Source organism: Klebsiella sp. A52 (assembly GCF_018388785.1).
Taxonomy (GTDB): domain Bacteria; phylum Pseudomonadota; class Gammaproteobacteria; order Enterobacterales; family Enterobacteriaceae; genus Klebsiella; species Klebsiella aerogenes.
In genome coordinates this window covers 468,118-484,617 of the sequence record NZ_CP074437.1, presented here as the reverse complement: position 1 = coordinate 484,617, position 16,500 = coordinate 468,118, and the positions used below count along the sequence as shown (strand labels likewise).

Sequence of the window (16,500 nt, the reverse complement as noted above, 5' to 3'; positions counted from 1 at the left end):
TTGCACCTCAGTATATGGGGAGGCAAAGGATTTTGAGTAGGCCTCAAATCCCTTCGCCGGCGTTATCCGGATCAGGTTCGACGGGTATTTTCTCAGCCCATACGCTTCATCCTTCAAGCCGCATCTGCGTTAGCTCCGCGCGTTCACCCCAGTCACATAGTTATCTATGCTCCAGGGGATTCACCCGCTTGCTGCCTTGATGCAACTTGAATGATATTGCGTATGTTTATTAGCACCCCGTTGAGAACGGCGATAGTGTAATGATTTTGTTAGTTGACGCAAAGCATTCAGGGCTCCGGCGGGGCGAACCACGCCGATTTAAAGTCAAACCAGCCGAGAGTGTTCATGCGCACGCCGCGCATGCTGCGCTGGCCCTGAAGCATTAGCCAGTGGTGGATCAGCGGGACAATATGCTGTTTCTCCAGCAGTTGCTGGCTCCAGGTCGCCGGGTTGAACTCGCCTGCGCGCCAGCGGTTGGCGTCTGCCTCCCAGTCGATGGGAATACAGTGATGTATGAGCGGCACTTCATATAAATAGGCGAACAGGGAGAAATCTATTGGCAGCGTAAAGTTGACGCTGTTTAGCCAGATATCGCTCACCGTTTCGCCGCGATGCCAGTCATCGTACTCCAGCTCCTGAATGTTCAGCTTTACCTGATGTTCCGCCAGCAGCGCCCGCATGATCCCGCCAATGACCCGATGTTCCACGTGATCGCGATAGTAGGTGAGGGTAACTGACTCGAGGCCGACTGGTTTTTCACAGGCATGGCTGCGGGCGTGGTGCCAGCGCGGCAGCAGACCGTAGGCCGGAAACCAGTTGCCTTGATAGTGTTCGCCGGCGTGATACAGCAGGTTGGCGGGCTGGAACAGATAACTTAACCAGCGGCGCACGTCATCATTGCCGCCCAGCGGGCTGCGGCTATCAAAGAGCAGGTAATAGCACCCCTCTTCCAGGCGGCTCTCTACGGCTTTTTCGCTTTCGGTATTGCCCTGCAGGGTTAAACCGCCGTTGGGTTCTTCGCTAATTTCCGGCAGCACCCAGACGTTAACCTCATCGATTAGCGCCCGGTAGCCGAAATATTCTTCGAAGGCATGGATTTTCAACTGATTTTGATTATTGCGCGCGACCGCGTAAGGGCCGGTACCGACGGGGAGACTGGAAAAATTATCCATCGTGCGCCATTCCTGCGGCAGCACCATTGCCGGGACCTGCCCTAACAGCCAGGGCAGCCAGCGGTCCGGCTGGCTGAGGTGAATATCCAGCGTCCAGGCGGTCGGCGAGACGATGCGCTCAATATGGGAAAATAGCGGCAGTTCGCTGCTGCGCTGTAGCGAAGAGATAACGTCGGCCATCTCCAGCTCGCGGCCATGATGGAAATGAATGCCGGGACGCAGGAAAAAGCGCCAGTGATTAGGCGAAATTTGTTGCCAGTGGTGGGCAATATCGGCCTCCAGTTCCCCATTTTCCTCATTTACCCGCGTCAAAGCGCTAAAAATTTGCCGCGCGATGTGGGTCTCCGAACGGCGCAACGCGCTGCCGGGCAGCAGATTCTTCATCGGCCGATAGTAGAGCACGCGCAGGATGTGGCGCCCCTGGCGGAAGCTGCGTCCCAGATGGGAGATCAACATTTGCCTGACCGCCGTTTTATCACCTACCAGTTGTACCAGCTGATCGATGCGATCCTGCTCCAGCAGATCTTCGGCGCGCTGCTGCTGTAGCGCCAGACCGGTATAAAGGAAGGTCAACCTGGAGCGCTTGCCACGCCCGGCTTCGGATTCCCAGGCAAGCCAGCCGCGCGCTTCCATCAGATTGAGCAAGGTGCGCATATGGCGGCGCGAACAACTGAGCATTTCCGCCAGTTCGTTGAGGGTGGTCTGTTGCGACCTGCCATCGCAGCATTGCCACAGGCGGATGAACTGTTGTTGCAGACGGCTGGAAGGCATAAAAGAGGAACTCCTGACGAAAACTCAGCAATTTATGAGTTCCTATATTAAGCCAATAATGAACCTCGATGAAGTAAGGAGATGAATATGACGAGGTCAACCACTAAGCAGTTCTATCAACGGTACTTTTCTGCGACGCAGGGCGCGTCCTGGCTGGCCCGCCAGTTAGCAGGAAGGCAGCAGAAAATGCTGGAGGAATTGATGCAGTGGGGAGTTACGTCGCCGACCTCCGATCGTTGACTTGCCGACATCATGTGTGACTGAGTATTGGTGTTATACTCGCCGTCTTTCAGGCTGCAAGCGCATTGGCTGCAACTCGAAATCCACAGAGTATAGAATCACCCGCCAGCAGATTGCTTCTGCTGGCTTTTTTCGTTTACTTCGCGTGTGTTAAGGATATTTCATGCTGTGGTTGATGACGATGGGGCGACGGTTAAACGGCGTCTACGCCGCCTTTATGCTGGTGGCTTTTATGATGGGCGTGGCCGGGGCGCTGCAGGCGCCGACGCTCAGTCTATTTCTTAGTCGTGAAGTCGGCGCGCAGCCGTTCTGGGTCGGCCTGTTTTATACGGTGAATGCGATTGCCGGTATCCTGGTGAGCCTGGCGCTGGCCAAACGATCCGATAGCCGCGGCGATCGTCGGCGGTTAATTATGTTCTGCTGCCTGATGGCGGTGGGTAACGCGCTGCTGTTCGCTTTCAACCGCCATTATCTGACGCTTATCACCTGTGGCGTGATGCTGGCGTCGGTCGCCAATGCGGCAATGCCGCAGCTGTTTGCTCTTGCCCGCGAATACGCTGATAGCTCTGCTCGCGAAGTGGTGATGTTCAGCTCGGTGATGCGCGCCCAGCTGTCGCTGGCGTGGGTCATTGGCCCGCCGCTGGCTTTTATGCTGGCGTTGAATTATGGCTTTACGACCATGTTTTCCATCGCCGCCGGGATTTTTGTCATCAGCCTGGCGCTGATTGCCTTTAAGCTGCCTTCGGTGGCGCGAGTGACGCAACTGCAGGAAGGCAGCAGCCTGCCGGAACTGGAAGGCGGCTGGCGCGATAAAAACGTCCGCATGCTATTTATCGCCTCAACGCTGATGTGGACCTGCAACACCATGTATATCATCGATATGCCGTTGTGGATCAGTAGCGATCTTGGCCTGCCGGATAGCCTGGCGGGGATACTGATGGGCACGGCCGCCGGTCTTGAAATTCCGGCGATGATCCTGGCCGGCTACTACGTTAAGCGTTGGGGTAAACGCAAAATGATGGTGGCGGCAGTCGCCGCCGGCGTGTTGTTCTATGTGGGGCTGATTATGTTCCATGGCCGCACGGCGCTGCTGGCGCTGCAGCTATTCAACGCCATCTTTATTGGTATCATCGCGGGGATCGGCATGTTGTGGTTCCAGGACCTGATGCCGGGGCGCGCCGGGGCGGCGACCACGCTGTTTACCAACAGTATCTCCACCGGGGTTATTCTGGCCGGGGTGATTCAGGGGGCGCTGTCGCAAAGCTATGGTCACGCCAGCGTCTACTGGACAATCGCGGCGATTTCGCTGCTGACGCTGTTTTTGACCAGCCGGGTGAAAGATATTTAAGTCAATCTTCCGCGCCGGCCATGCTGGCCCGGCGCGGAGAGAGCGTTACTTCAGTACGATTCGCTTGATGTCGCCGATGATAAAGATGTAGGCAATCACCCCGATCAGGGCGGTCACTCCAACGTAAATGAGGGCGTAAAAGAAGTTACCGGTGGCTGATATAATCACGCCAATGATGAGTGGCGCGATAATTGATGCCAGGTTGGCGCAGAAATTAAATATACCGCCGGTCAACCCAGCCATATTATCCGGGGCAATATCAGATATTAACGTCCAGCCCAGACCAACCATTCCCTGACCAAAGAAAGCGATCGACATAATAATAATTACCGTCGAATTCGCGCTCACCCAATTGGCGGCGATAATGCAGCTGGAAAGCAATAATCCAGAAATTATTGGAAGTTTTCGGCTTATATTGGCTGAGCCCGTACGCTTAAGTAGCCTATCGGAAAGCCAGCCGCCGAAGATGATGCCAACCGCGGCGGCCAGGAATGGCCAGGTGGCGAAAAAGCCCACGTGAAACCACGGCAAGTGGCGTTCGTTGGCCAGATAAGTAGGGAACCAGGTAAGGAAAAAGACCAGCGTAGTGTTACCAGCAAACTGCCCCAGACTGGCGCCGATAATTTGTCGGCAGCACAGTAGCCGCCTGGCATCACGCCAGTTAAATGGAATGTTTTCACTCTTATTGGCAACCTGGTCGGCGCCAATATAATCCAGTTCTGCTTTATTTGCCGTTTTCGATTCATGCGGCTCATGATAAAAACGCCACCATACGAAGGTGAATAAAATTCCTAGCCCGCCGGTTAGAAAAAATAAGGTGCGCCAGCCATGATGTTCCAGGATTAAAAATAACAATGGCGAGAAGGCGGCTAACCCAATGTATTCGCCTACTGTATAGGTAGCGGTGGCTCTGGCCCGTTCATGCTGGGGGAACCATTTGCTGACGATGCGGCTATTGGCCGGGAAGCAGGGTGCCTCGCTGACGCCTAGCCCCAGACGCAGAAGGAGCAATGATTTCAGCCCCAGCGAGAAGCTTTGCAGCAGGGTAAACAGCGACCAAAAGAAGATGGACAGGGCGTAGGTCAATTTATTACCGAAACGGTCTAAAAACATGCCGCCAGGAATTTGCGCCAGCGCATAAGTCCAGGCAAAAGCGGAAAAAACAATGCCCATCATCGCCGGGTCGATATGGATTTCAGTGGTTAATTTTGGAGCAACGATTCCAAGAATGGTACGATCGAGATAATTAATCATCGTACCCAGCGATAAGAGCGATAAAATAAAAATACGCGTTCTGCTTCTTTTTAGCGCGCCGGGCGATGACGCCAGGCTACCCTGAGAGTCAGGTATACACATATAGATTTCCTTTAAAGTTTAAAATATTTTTGCATGTATTAATGCATGCAGAAATACTCTAATGATTCATAGACTGTGTCTATGAATGACAACGCCTTGTTACGCACAAAAGAAAATATCAAATAATATTTGATGGGAATCTGATATTGGCTCGTTGTAGCGTATTATCCACCTGCCGCATGGTATATTAGGCGCAGTGGTTTTATTCTTATATTATACGGACAAAAATAATGAACCTGAAGCAACTTTATTATTTTAAGCGATTGAGCGAGACGGAACATTACACCGAGGCGGCATCCAGCCTGTTCATCACTCAACCCTCGTTAAGCCACGCCATATCTGAGCTGGAGAAGGAGTTGGGTGTGGCGCTGTTCGCCAGAAAAGGCCGCAACGTCAAAATTACGCAAAGCGGTAAACGTTTTTTACCCTATGTGGAAGATGCGCTCGCTTCTTTAGAGAATGGGCGCCTGACGCTGCAAAACAATGATAGTGAAAAGAAAGAGAATATTCGTATCGCCTTTATTTATACGATGGGTGAATTTGTTGTTCCGCAGTTAATTAATAAATACACTAATTCACCATCCAGTCACAAGGTGACTTTTTCCTTCACGCAAGGCACTTCACTTTCGTTATTACAAGCATTAAAGGCAGGAAAAACCGATCTGGCGATTTGCTCATATATTGCCGATGAACCAGACATCGATTTTATTCCCATCATTCAGCAGGAGCTGGTGGTGGTGACGGCGAAAGATCACCCGCTTGCCCGATTGTATGAAAATGAGGTCGATTTGGTTGAGACGATTCACTATCCCTATATCTACTTCTCAGAAAACAGCGGTCTGCGGCCTTTTATTGATAATGTCTTCATGCAGCAAAAACTGGTGCCGGATATCGCCTGCTACGTCGATGAAGATACCGCGATGGCGGGGTTAGTTAGCATCGATTATGGCATTGCGATTATGCCGAGGATCTCCGCGCTGGCAAATTATAACGTGCACATTCTGAAAATAAAAAATGAGATTCCCCCTCGTTATATCTACCTGGCAACGATGAAGGAAAGGGTACTTTCCTCAGCGATTCAATCATTTAAAAACGTCATTATTAATGATAGCCAGAGAATCAACTGAGTAAGCGCCCGGAGACTGGCTCCGGGCGGCATGGTTATCAGGACAGTATGTCCATCAGCTCACGCAGCTTTGCAATGGCAATCTGGCCCGGCGCGGAGGCCTGGCCGACGGTGCCAAAGGTCATCGCTGAACCGAACAAGCGACCGGTTACCCGGCTCACGCCGCCGGATTTGCCCATCGACATGGTGATCAGCGGGCGCGTCGCATATTTCTCTTTCATGGTCAGCGTGGCGGAAAGCAGAGTGAGTACGTCCTGAGGCGACTGCGGCATCACCGCGATCTTCGGCAGATCGGCACCCAGATCCTGCATTCGACGCAGGCGATAGATAATATCTTCCTGTGCCGGCGTTTTATGGAAATCATGGTTGCTCATGATCACTTTTACGCCGGCCTGATGGGCGTCGTTCACCAGCGCGCGAATTTGCGCTTCATCGTTAAACAGCTCGATGTCGATAACATCGGCGAATCCGCTTAGCGCCGCCTGGCGGTTAAGTTCAAAGTACGCTTCGTCACTGATTTCCGTTTCGCCGCCTTCTTTCTTACTGCGGAAGGTGAACAGCAGCGGCAGAGCTTTCAGCGTATGGCGGATTTCCGCCAGCGCGGCCAGCACCTGGGGGATTTCCCGGACGTGGGTAAAATGGTCAACGCGCCATTCGATAATATCAGCGCCGGCGTCAACCAGGCCCTGAGCATTAGTCAGCAGCTCATCCAGCGTTTTTCCGATCAGCGGTACGCAAATTAAGGTTTCGCCTTCCTTGAAGGTGATGTTCTTTACGGTTACTGCAGTTGTCATCTAGGTATCCATTATTGTTGTCGTTGAACCTCAGGCGGTGACGCTGGTGCGGGACACTCTTTGCGCCGCGCGCGCCTGAAGTTGACGATAGCCGATGTACAGGGCGATCACAAAGCCGATGACGGCGATCAGGAAATCAAACCACATAATGCTGGCAATGCTAATCTGCGAAAGCCTGGCGGTGATAAGCGGGATCGTGAAGCTCGCGATGCTGCCAGCGGTGTAGAAGATCCCCGTCGCCTTGCCTTTGCCATTCGGAAAGCTCATCGCCATGATGGTCGCTCCCAACTGCAGTACCCCGCCGGCAGCGGCAAAGCCGATGACGAAGGCGAAGCCGGTCACCATCACCGGTGTCGGGAACAGGCACACTAACAGCAGCGAGACCATCGACAGACAGGTATAGATGATCATGGCCACCGCTGAGCTGAACACCTCTTTGACAAAGGCGGCGGTCACGAAGACGCAGACCAGCGAACCGACGGTGTAGATGCTCAGCAGCTTGATCGCCGAGGCATAAGGCATGCCGACCACGAACTGACCATATTGCGCCAGCCATTGACTGACCAGGTAAAAGGTTGCCATGCCGATATAGCCGTACAGGGTAAAGACAACCATATCCAGTTTGTTGGCTTGCGGCTTAGCGGAAGCTTCTGTCTGCGCCGTTGGAGTCTCTTCCTTTTTGGCCGCCTGGCTGTCGGGGAACGGCATCTTGAGCAGATAAATTGCGCTCAGTACAAACAGTGCCGCCGCGATCACAAACGACCAGCCGAACCACAGATTCGCCCATATCAGCAGGCTGATAATGAACGGCAGCAGGAACTGCCCTGCGGAAACGAAGGCTTTGATGAGTACGTTAGCGCGGCTGGCGGAGTGCGGGAACGACTCCATCAGCGCCGGATAGGTTCCGGAGTCGAGGAAGCTGTTCGCCAGACCGGCCATGATGCCAAACACGTAGGCCAGATAGATATTTTTGGTCAGCAGAATGCCGACGAAAAAGATCAGGTAGCTGAGGATCCCAAGATAGATAAAGGGCTTACGACCAAAGCGATCCGACAAAAAGCCGGTCACGATCGTCGCCAGCTTACCGATACCTAATGAGGAGATAACGATCGATACGCCAGCGGCGTCTGTTCCCCACTGTTCCTGAAGATGGGCCATGTTGAGGGTGATTAAAAGCACCCCCATGCCGTGGATCAGGTAGTTGAGATACAGCCCTGCCGCAGTAGGGATGTATTTGTTTTTCATCTCTTGCCTCTTAGAACAGAATGCTCTTGACGTAGTCAACCGGCATCTCTTTGCCCGTCCAGATTTCGAACGCGCGCGCGCCTTGCCACAGCATCATTCCCAGGCCGTTGAGGGTCCGGCAGCCTTTTTTCTCCGCCACTTCCAGCAGATGGGTTTTACGCGGGTTATAGACGACGTCGGAGACAATCAGGTCCGGGCGCAGGAAGCTGTCGTTTGGCAGCAGCATCTGGCCTTCGAATGGTTTCATACCGACGCCGGTGGCGTTGGTGAGGATCACGCTGCTGTCGATTTCGGCGCGCAGCTTGTCATGATCGTCGAGATCGAAGAGATGGATCTCGCAGTCGGTGTTGTCGCGGATCTTGGCGACGGTCTGCTCGGCATTGGCGAAGAACTTGTCTTTACGGTTGAAGATCGAGATGGCCTTCACGCCGTCGAGCGCGGCCTGTACGCTGATGGCGGTAGCCGCGCCGCCTGCGCCGAGGATGGTCATCTTCTTGCCAATGATATCGATACCGGCTTCTGACAGCGCGCGCATATAGCCGGTGCCGTCGGTAATGTGGCCGGTTAACACGCCATTATCGTTGACGACGGTATTGACCGCGCCGACCAGCTGCGCCGCCGGCGAAAGCTTGTCGAGATACTGGCAAATTTCGGTTTTATTCGGCATCGAGACGTTGTAACCACGCAGTTTTAGCGCGCGGAAACCCTGCACGACATCTTTTAGCTCCTGGTTATCGACCTCGAACGCCAGGTAGGCGTAATCGAGGCCAAGATGGGCAAAGGCTTCGTTGTGCATGGTCGGCGACATGCTGTGACGAATCGGGGTAGCGATTAGGCCAATCAGTTCGGTATGACCGGTAAGACGTTCTGCCATGATAAATATCCTCAATATGTTAAAAATGGAATCTGTTGCGCTTCGCGATTGCCGAGTACGCCCATGTCTTCGAGTATCTCCAGCACGTTGCGGCCTTCGCGCACGCCGTCGATAATTCTCCGGGCCGACAGGCTGTCGCCGATATTCATGATTTTTACGTTGTTGGCGGCGGCCCACTGGGCGATATCGTCGAGACCTGCGCGGTTGGCGCGCATTCCCAGGCATACAAAGCCATAGTCGAAGGGAATGTCGAACGTGCCGTTGACGGTATTAACGGTGAAATGGTCTGGAGCGACGGCGGTTAATCGGGTCTGCATGTGTTGCTCCACCTGGTGTTCTTCCAGCATGGTCAACATCGCGTTTTTGGTAATAATGTCGAGGTCCTGTCCCGGCGCGTCCTGCATTTCAATCAGCACCGTCTCGGCGCCGCGCGCTGAGAAGTATTCAATGACGTCCAGGCCGACGGCGCCGCCGCCAACCACGACGATGCGTTTACCTGCGGCATCGGCAAAGGCGTCAAGGTGTTCAATCATGCCGGTTATTGAAAACAGGCGGCCACCTTCGGCGTCAATGTTCTCGCGCAGGCCTTCGATAGGCGGCAGCAGAGGAACCGAGCCGGTGGCGTTGACGATGAGCTGTGGATGCAGCGCGGCGACTGAAGCGACATCGGCGCGTTTACCGACCTGCAGCATCAGATTACTGAGCCCGGAAAGGCGGTTTTTCATAAACTGCGGGAAATCGGCGATGCGCTTTTTCTCCGGCAGCAGCGCAATGGTGCTGGCCAGTCCGCCGACGTGGCTTTTCTCTTCCAGCAGCCAGGTGTTACAGCCGACTTCCGCGGCGGTGCAGGCGGCTTCCATTCCTGCAGTGCCGGCGCCGATTACCACAACGTTGGTTTCGCGCGAAACACGCTGCTGCTTGTAAGCGTCGCCGTGGATGATGTCCGGGTTGATCGAGCAGCGCAGCGGACGAGAACGGGCGATGCGGTGATCCGCGCAGCCGATATTGCAGGAGATGCATTTACGCATCAGACGCTCATTGCCGCTTTGTACTTTCTGTACCCATTCAGGCTCGGCAATCAAACCACGACCAATGGCGATCAGATCGGCATCGCCGCTGGCGAGGATATCTTCGGCGATTTTTGGCGAACGAATGTTGCCGGCGATGACCGTCGGCTTATGGAATTTATCGCGTACCGCGCGAGAGAGGTAGCGCTTCCAGCCGTCTTCCAGCGACATCTGGTCGATTTGTAAATTCAGGTTATCGTTCTGCGCGGCAGAGACGTTAATAATGTCGACCTTATCCTGGCACAGCTCGAGGATGCGCAGCGAATCTTCCAGCGTGTTGCCGCCCTTTAAGAAATCGTCGGCGCTGATGCGCAGGCTTATCGGGAAACGTGGTCCAACGCAGGCGCGAACCTTATCGATAATCAGGCTTAATATGCGGGTGCGGTTTTCGATACTGCCGCCGAATTCGTCGGTACGTTTATTAAATAGCGGCGACAAAAACTGGCTAATTAAATAGGAATGGCCGCCATGAATTTCTACGCAGTCAAAACCGGCGCGGCGTACGCGCTCAGCGGCGTCGCCAAATTTGTCTACCGCGTGATAAATTTCCTCGTGAGTCATTGGCCGCGGAATATTACCGTGCTTTTTCGACGGCGTGCTGGATGCCGAAAGCGGCGTCTGCCCATTCAGGCGATAAGCATAAGCCGAAGCGCCCGCGTGATTTAGCTGAATCGCTACGCAAGCGCCGTGTTTATGGAGGGTTTCGGTTAATTTAAACAGGCGCGGAATATATTGATCGTTATCGATACGTAACTGCGTCGTGCCATTGGAGGCGAAGGGAAAATCAATGCAGATATTTTCCACGGTAATGAGCCCGGTGCCGCCTTTCGCCCGCAGTTCGTAGTATTCAAGCTGCTCCTGCGAGACTTCGCCATTCAGGGTGGCCATATTGGTACCCATCGGCGGCATGATAATGCGATTTTTTATGGTCATCCCGTTGATGGTTAGCGGGCTGAATAGATGAGGATAGTGGCTCATTTAGGCTCTCCACAAGAACGGCAGGCGGCCCACGATGTGAGGCAGGCGACGTGACGTATCTAAAGTTAATATTTCTCTGTCAGGAAAGATAACGAGCCGGGGAGGGGAAAAATAATGCTTTTTTTTGTGCTGAGCTATAGGGGTTTTCTATGGAGTTAACCGTTAATTCACATATTGGGCGGTTTGTTTTAAATACTTCTGCTGATTATTTACTTGTCATTGTGGATATAAACAAAAATAGCCCGGTTACGCCGTTATAAATGCACGATAAAGGACGGGAAGAATAAATTTATCTATAAATTATACGTAGTCATGTGCGCCAGAGAGGAGCATAAAGAGAAAGCCCGGCTTGCTCGCCGGGCTTAAAGGTTAGTTCATAAAGGCGGGCTGTTGACGCTCGTAGGCAGAAATCGCTTCTTCATGCTGCAGCGTCAGGCCGATGCTATCCAGACCGTTGAGCATGCAGTGGCGGCGGAAGTCGTCGATTTTAAAGCTGTAGGTTTTATCCCCGGCTTTAACCACCTGCGCTTCAAGATCTACTTCAAAGCTAATGCCCGGGCTCGCCTGTACCAGCTTGAACAGCTCGTCCACCTGCTCATCGCTGAGCGTCACCGGCAGCAGTTGGTTATTAAAGCTGTTGCCGTAAAAGATATCGGCAAAGCTTGGCGCAATCACCACTTTGAAACCGTAATCGGTCAACGCCCACGGCGCGTGCTCGCGCGAGGAGCCGCAGCCGAAGTTTTCACGCGCCAGCAGGATAGACGCCCCTTTATATTGCGGGAAGTTCAGCACGAACTCCGGGTTCGGTTGCTGCCCCTGGTCGTCGAGGAAACGCCAGTCGTTAAACAGGTGCGCGCCAAAGCCGGTACGCGTCACTTTCTGCAGGAACTGCTTAGGAATGATCGCATCGGTATCGACGTTTGCGGCATCCAGCGGAACCACCAGGCCAGTATGTTGGGTAAATTTCTCTGCCATGATGGTCTCCTTATTTCAAGTTACGGATATCGGCGAAATGGCCGGTCACCGCTGCCGCCGCGGCCATCGCCGGGCTGACTAAATGGGTGCGTCCGCCGCGGCCTTGACGGCCTTCAAAGTTACGGTTGCTGGTAGAGGCGCAACGTTCGCCGGGATTCAGGCGGTCGTTGTTCATCGCCAGGCACATGGAGCAGCCCGGTAAGCGCCATTCAAAACCGGCGTCGATGAAAATCTTATCCAGACCTTCGGCTTCCGCCTGCGCTTTCACCGGGCCGGAGCCGGGAACCACCAGCGCCTGTACGCCCGGCGCCACTTTACGCCCTTTGGCGATTTCCGCCGCCGCGCGTAAATCTTCGATTCGCGAGTTAGTGCAGGAACCGATAAAGACTTTATCGATCGCGACCTCGGTCAACGGTACGCCGGATTTCAGCCCCATATAGGCCAGCGCTTTCTCGGCGCTGGCGCGTTCGACCGGATCGCTGAACGATGCCGGATCCGGGATAATATCGGTGACCGAGATGACCTGGCCTGGATTGGTGCCCCAGGTAACCTGCGGCGCAATCTCTTCCGCCTGCAGCGTGACTACGGTATCGAAGGTGGCCTCATCGTCGGTTTTCAGCGTTTTCCAGTATTCCACCGCGTCGGCGAAATCCTGGCCCTTCGGCGCGTGCAGGCGGCCCTGCACATAATTGAAGGTCGTCTCGTCCGGCGCGACCAGACCCGCTTTGGCGCCCATTTCGATTGCCATATTGCACAGAGTCATACGGCCTTCCATGCTCAGGTCGCGAATGGCTTCGCCGCAGAATTCGACCACGTGACCGGTACCGCCGGCGCTACCGGTTTTGCCGATGATCGCCAGCACAATGTCTTTGGCGGTAATGCCCGGCGCCGCTTTGCCACGAACTTCGATTTTCATGGTCTTCGCGCGACCCTGTTTCAGGGTCTGGGTCGCCAGCACATGCTCCACTTCGGAGGTGCCGATACCGAACGCCAGCGCGCCAAACGCGCCGTGTGTGGCGGTATGGGAGTCACCGCAAACAATGGTCATCCCCGGCAGGGTGACGCCCTGTTCCGGGCCCATGACGTGTACGATGCCCTGGAACGGGTGATTTAAGTCATACAGCTCAACGCCAAACTCTTTGCAGTTCTTAATCAGCTCCTGCATCTGAATACGGGCCATTTCGCCGGAGGCGTTGATATCTTTGGTCTGCGTTGAGACGTTGTGATCCATGGTGGCGAACGTTTTGCCCGGCTGGCGTACCGGACGACCGTGCGCGCGCAGGCCGTCAAACGCCTGCGGAGAGGTGACTTCGTGCACCAGATGGCGGTCAATATACAGCAACGGGGTTTCGTTCTGCGCTTCGTATACCACATGCGCATCAAACAATTTTTCGTATAACGTCTTCGCCATGATTACACCCCTTCCGCGACATAGCGGGCAATGATATCGCCCATTTCATCTGTACTGACCGCCGCCGTACCGCGCGCTAAGTCGCCGGTACGAATGCCTTCTTCTAACGCGCGGTTGATAGCGCGTTCAATGGCGCTCGCCGCGTCGCCGGCATCCAGGCTATAGCGCAGCAGCAGCGCCAGCGACAGGATTTGCGCAATCGGGTTGGCGATATTTTTGCCCGCGATGTCCGGCGCCGAGCCGCCCGCTGGTTCATACAGGCCAAAACCTTGCTCGTTGAGGCTGGCGGACGGCAACATGCCCATAGAGCCGGTGATCATCGCGCACTCGTCGGACAGGATGTCGCCAAACAGGTTCGAGCACAGCAGGACGTCGAACTGCGACGGATCTTTGATAAGCTGCATGGTGGCATTATCGATATACATATGCGCCAGCTCGACATCCGGATACTCTTTGCCAATCTCGTTGACGATTTCGCGCCACAAGATAGAAGACTGCAGGACGTTGGCTTTATCGATTGACGTCACTTTATGACGACGCTTGCGCGCTGATTCAAAGGCAATACGCGCGATACGCTCGATTTCAAAGCGGTGGTATACCTCAGTATCGAAAGCTTTTTCATGCTGGCCGCTGCCTTCGCGGCCCTTCGGCTGACCGAAGTAGATGCCGCCGGTCAGTTCGCGCACGCACAGAATGTCGAAGCCGTTGGCGGCGATATCGGCGCGCAGCGGGCAGAACGCTTCCAGCCCCTGATACAGTTTAGCCGGGCGCAGGTTGCTGAATAATTTGAAGTGCTTACGCAGCGGCAGCAGCGCGCCGCGTTCCGGCTGTTCGGCCGGCGGCAGATGTTCCCACTTCGGACCGCCGACGGAACCGAACAGAATCGCGTCTGCCTGCTCGCAGCCATCAACGGTGGCTTGCGGCAGCGGCATGCCCTGACGGTCGATGGCGATGCCGCCAACGTCGTACTGGCTGGTGGTGATACGCATTGAAAAACGGTTACGAACGGCTTCCAGTACTTTCATCGCCTGGTTCATCACTTCCGGGCCAATTCCATCACCCGGCAAAACGGCAATATGATAATTCTTCGACATTACACGGTTTCCTTGTTGTTCTCTTTATTCTGAGCTTGGCGTTGCAATTCTTTTTCGACTTCGGCGGCGCGCCAGATGTTGTTCAGCACGTGTACCATCGCTTTTGCTGACGATTCGACGATATCGGTCGCCAGGCCGACGCCGTGGAAGCGGCGACCGTTGTATTCCACGACGATATCAACCTGACCCAGCGCATCTTTGCCGTGACCTTTGGCGCTTAAGCCATACTTCACTAAGTCGATGTTGTAGTCCGTCACGCGGTTAATAGCCTGGTAGATAGCGTCAACCGGGCCGTTGCCGTTGGCGGCTTCGGTTTTGATGTCATCACCGCAGGCCAGCTTGATAGAGGCGGTAGCGATATCGCTCGAGCCAGACTGGACGCTGAAGTAGTCGAGACGGAAATGCTCTGGCTCTTCCTGCTGCTTATTGATGAACGCCAGCGCTTCCAGGTCGTAGTCGAAGACCTGGCCTTTTTTATCCGCCAGCTTCAGGAACGCGTCATACAGATGATCCAGGTTGTAGTCGCTCTCTTTATAGCCCATCTCTTCCATACGGTGTTTCACCGCCGCGCGACCGGAGCGTGAGGTCAGGTTCAGCTGTACCTGGTTCAGACCGATGGATTCCGGGGTCATGATTTCGTAGTTTTCGCGGTTCTTCAGCACGCCATCCTGATGAATACCGGAAGAGTGGGCGAAGGCGCCGGTGCCGACGATGGCTTTGTTAGCCGGGATAGGCATATTGCAGATTTGGCTGACGGTCTGGCTGGTACGCCAGATTTCGTGGTGATTGATGTTGGTGTGCACGTTCATAATGTCTTTGCGCACTTTGATCGCCATGATCACCTCTTCCAGCGCGCAGTTACCGGCGCGTTCGCCGATACCGTTCATCGCGCCTTCTACCTGACGCGCGCCAGCGTGGACGGCGGCGAGGGCGTTACCGACGGCGATGCCTAAATCATCATGAGTGTGGACTGAAATAATCGCTTTATCAATGTTTGGTACGCGTTCATACAGACCGCTGATGATGTTGGCGTATTCGAACGGCATGGTGTAGCCGACGGTATCCGGGATATTAATGGTCGTGGCGCCGGCGCGGATAGCCGCTTCGACGACGCGAGCCAGATCGTCGATCGGCGTACGACCTGCATCTTCACAGGAAAATTCGACGTCATCGGTATAGTTACGTGCGCGTTTCACCATGTAAATAGCGCGCTCAATGACTTCATCCAGCGTACTGCGCAACTTGGTGGCGATATGCATCGGAGACGTTGCGATGAAGGTGTGGATGCGGAACGCTTCGGCCACTTTTAAGGATTCCGCCGCCACGTCGATATCTTTCTCAACGCAGCGAGCCAGCGCGCACACGCGGCTATTTTTGATGGTGCGAGCGATGGTCTGCACCGATTCAAAATCGCCTGGGGAAGAAACCGGGAAACCGACTTCCATCACATCGACGCCCATACGTTCGAGGGCCATGGCTATCTGCAGCTTCTCTTTCACGCTCAGGCTGGCCTGTAACGCTTGTTCCCCATCACGTAAGGTCGTATCGAAAATAATGACTTTCTGGCTCATGGTTTAGATCCTTAATCTGTTGCCTGGCGCCTTGCTTCGAGCATAAAAAAACCCGCGCAATGGCGCGGGTTTAGTGTCTTGCTGGAAGATGACTTAACGCTGAACGTCGCCCAACAGCCTACCGCGCACAATGGATGCGTTTAGTAGTAGTAGGCTGGTGAAACGAGTGGTGCGAATCATGCGTCATACTCCAGTTGAAATCGATATGCTTTTAGAGTTACTGGATAGCGGTTTTGATGTCAACCCCAGGCAAGATAAAAACTGTTTTTCACCAGCCTGGTGAATTAGCTAATTGTGCTGGATTATCCCTTGTTTTACCGACGATCCTATTTGAGACATTCATCTGCCCCTGGAAAAATAAAACAATTAGAAAAATTTTTTATCATAAAGGGGATGAAAAATATGAGAGAGGGTTCCATTGTTATCTTAATGAAAGATAAGAGATTAATGGCATTCTCATTGCTGATTTTGAGGGGGT

14 protein-coding genes and 1 riboswitch are annotated in these 16,500 nt (G+C 54.1%); of the genes, 3 read left to right on the top strand and 11 right to left on the bottom strand.

Annotated features, from left to right (window positions below; all coding sequences use genetic code 11):
- Nucleotides 1–30: 30 nt before the first annotated feature.
- A riboswitch (TPP riboswitch) is annotated at nucleotides 31–250 on the bottom strand.
- A 37-nt stretch (nucleotides 251–287) separates the two neighbouring features.
- Nucleotides 288–1,943 carry an HTH-type transcriptional regulator SgrR gene (sgrR, locus tag KGA69_RS02240; RefSeq protein ID WP_213292772.1) on the bottom strand — a complete coding sequence of 552 codons (1,656 nt, stop codon included), beginning with the start codon at nucleotides 1,941–1,943 and terminating at the stop codon, nucleotides 288–290.
- 87 nt (nucleotides 1,944–2,030) lie between these two features.
- Here sgrR and sgrT point away from each other — a divergent pair, with 87 nt between their 5' ends.
- Both sgrT and KGA69_RS02230 read left to right on the top strand, forming a co-directional pair.
- Nucleotides 2,031–2,183, top strand: coding sequence for a glucose uptake inhibitor SgrT (gene sgrT / locus KGA69_RS02235; RefSeq protein WP_015704385.1), 153 nt, complete (start codon nucleotides 2,031–2,033; stop codon nucleotides 2,181–2,183).
- 163 nt (nucleotides 2,184–2,346) lie between these two features.
- The gene (locus KGA69_RS02230; protein ID WP_045389979.1) at nucleotides 2,347–3,531 is read left to right on the top strand and encodes a sugar efflux transporter; all 1,185 of its coding nucleotides are present in this window, start codon (nucleotides 2,347–2,349) and stop codon (nucleotides 3,529–3,531) included.
- Between the two features lie 45 nt (nucleotides 3,532–3,576).
- On the opposite strand, the gene KGA69_RS02225 is transcribed toward KGA69_RS02230, so the two are convergent.
- Complete coding sequence (locus KGA69_RS02225; RefSeq protein WP_213292771.1) at nucleotides 3,577–4,887, bottom strand: MFS transporter; 1,311 nt, start codon at nucleotides 4,885–4,887, stop codon at nucleotides 3,577–3,579.
- Between the two features lie 230 nt (nucleotides 4,888–5,117).
- Between KGA69_RS02225 and KGA69_RS02220 the strand changes: the two genes are divergently transcribed.
- On the top strand, nucleotides 5,118–6,014 hold the full coding sequence (locus KGA69_RS02220; protein WP_045389984.1) for a LysR family transcriptional regulator: 897 nt from the start codon (nucleotides 5,118–5,120) through the stop codon (nucleotides 6,012–6,014).
- Nucleotides 6,015–6,051: 37 nt separating this feature from the next.
- Here KGA69_RS02220 and aroD read toward each other — a convergent pair whose 3' ends face one another.
- The 9 genes from aroD to leuL all read right to left on the bottom strand — a co-directional run bounded on the left by aroD (nucleotide 6,052) and on the right by leuL (nucleotide 16,202).
- Nucleotides 6,052–6,807 (bottom strand): type I 3-dehydroquinate dehydratase, encoded by a 756-nt coding sequence (aroD, locus tag KGA69_RS02215; RefSeq protein ID WP_045389987.1) that lies wholly within the window; start codon nucleotides 6,805–6,807, stop codon nucleotides 6,052–6,054.
- A gap of 30 nt (nucleotides 6,808–6,837) precedes the next feature.
- Entirely contained in the window at nucleotides 6,838–8,052 is a 1,215-nt protein-coding gene (locus tag KGA69_RS02210) for an MFS transporter (RefSeq protein WP_045389990.1), read from the bottom strand.
- Between the two features lie 10 nt (nucleotides 8,053–8,062).
- Nucleotides 8,063–8,926 carry a shikimate dehydrogenase gene (locus tag KGA69_RS02205; RefSeq protein WP_045376448.1) on the bottom strand — a complete coding sequence of 288 codons (864 nt, stop codon included), beginning with the start codon at nucleotides 8,924–8,926 and terminating at the stop codon, nucleotides 8,063–8,065.
- Nucleotides 8,927–8,937: 11 nt separating this feature from the next.
- Complete coding sequence (locus tag KGA69_RS02200) at nucleotides 8,938–10,971, bottom strand: oxidoreductase (protein ID WP_063413976.1); 2,034 nt, start codon at nucleotides 10,969–10,971, stop codon at nucleotides 8,938–8,940.
- A gap of 369 nt (nucleotides 10,972–11,340) precedes the next feature.
- A complete protein-coding gene (leuD, locus tag KGA69_RS02195) occupies nucleotides 11,341–11,946 on the bottom strand; it encodes a 3-isopropylmalate dehydratase small subunit (RefSeq protein ID WP_045389996.1) in 606 nt (201 codons plus the stop codon).
- A gap of 10 nt (nucleotides 11,947–11,956) precedes the next feature.
- Nucleotides 11,957–13,357, bottom strand: coding sequence for a 3-isopropylmalate dehydratase large subunit (leuC, locus tag KGA69_RS02190; RefSeq protein ID WP_045389997.1), 1,401 nt, complete (start codon nucleotides 13,355–13,357; stop codon nucleotides 11,957–11,959).
- Nucleotides 13,358–13,359: 2 nt separating this feature from the next.
- Nucleotides 13,360–14,451, bottom strand: a complete 1,092-nt coding sequence (gene leuB, locus KGA69_RS02185; protein WP_015368262.1) for a 3-isopropylmalate dehydrogenase — start codon at nucleotides 14,449–14,451, stop codon at nucleotides 13,360–13,362.
- Nucleotides 14,451–16,022: a 2-isopropylmalate synthase gene (leuA, locus tag KGA69_RS02180; RefSeq protein ID WP_213292770.1), complete on the bottom strand. Its 1,572-nt coding sequence runs from the start codon at nucleotides 16,020–16,022 to the stop codon at nucleotides 14,451–14,453. Before leuA ends, leuB begins: the two co-directional genes overlap by 1 nt.
- A gap of 93 nt (nucleotides 16,023–16,115) precedes the next feature.
- Entirely contained in the window at nucleotides 16,116–16,202 is an 87-nt protein-coding gene (leuL, locus tag KGA69_RS02175; RefSeq protein WP_020079614.1) for a leu operon leader peptide, read from the bottom strand.
- Nucleotides 16,203–16,500 lie beyond the last annotated feature (298 nt).

Excerpts from the sequence above, each read along its gene's own strand:
- leuD (WP_045389996.1), bottom strand. The coding sequence starts at position 11,946 with ATGGCAGAGAAATTTACCCAACATACTGGCCTGGTGGTTCCGCTGGAT.
- aroD (WP_045389987.1), bottom strand. The coding sequence starts at position 6,807 with ATGACAACTGCAGTAACCGTAAAGAACATCACCTTCAAGGAAGGCGAA.
- KGA69_RS02210 (WP_045389990.1), bottom strand. The coding sequence starts at position 8,052 with ATGAAAAACAAATACATCCCTACTGCGGCAGGGCTGTATCTCAACTAC.
- leuL (WP_020079614.1), bottom strand. The coding sequence starts at position 16,202 with ATGATTCGCACCACTCGTTTCACCAGCCTACTACTACTAAACGCATCC.
- leuA (WP_213292770.1), bottom strand. The coding sequence starts at position 16,022 with ATGAGCCAGAAAGTCATTATTTTCGATACGACCTTACGTGATGGGGAA.
- leuB (WP_015368262.1), bottom strand. The coding sequence starts at position 14,451 with ATGTCGAAGAATTATCATATTGCCGTTTTGCCGGGTGATGGAATTGGC.
- sgrR (WP_213292772.1), bottom strand. The coding sequence starts at position 1,943 with ATGCCTTCCAGCCGTCTGCAACAACAGTTCATCCGCCTGTGGCAATGC.
- sgrT (WP_015704385.1), top strand. The coding sequence starts at position 2,031 with ATGACGAGGTCAACCACTAAGCAGTTCTATCAACGGTACTTTTCTGCG.
- KGA69_RS02220 (WP_045389984.1), top strand. The coding sequence starts at position 5,118 with ATGAACCTGAAGCAACTTTATTATTTTAAGCGATTGAGCGAGACGGAA.
- KGA69_RS02225 (WP_213292771.1), bottom strand. The coding sequence starts at position 4,887 with ATGTGTATACCTGACTCTCAGGGTAGCCTGGCGTCATCGCCCGGCGCG.
- KGA69_RS02230 (WP_045389979.1), top strand. The coding sequence starts at position 2,347 with ATGCTGTGGTTGATGACGATGGGGCGACGGTTAAACGGCGTCTACGCC.
- KGA69_RS02205 (WP_045376448.1), bottom strand. The coding sequence starts at position 8,926 with ATGGCAGAACGTCTTACCGGTCATACCGAACTGATTGGCCTAATCGCT.
- leuC (WP_045389997.1), bottom strand. The coding sequence starts at position 13,357 with ATGGCGAAGACGTTATACGAAAAATTGTTTGATGCGCATGTGGTATAC.
- KGA69_RS02200 (WP_063413976.1), bottom strand. The coding sequence starts at position 10,971 with ATGAGCCACTATCCTCATCTATTCAGCCCGCTAACCATCAACGGGATG.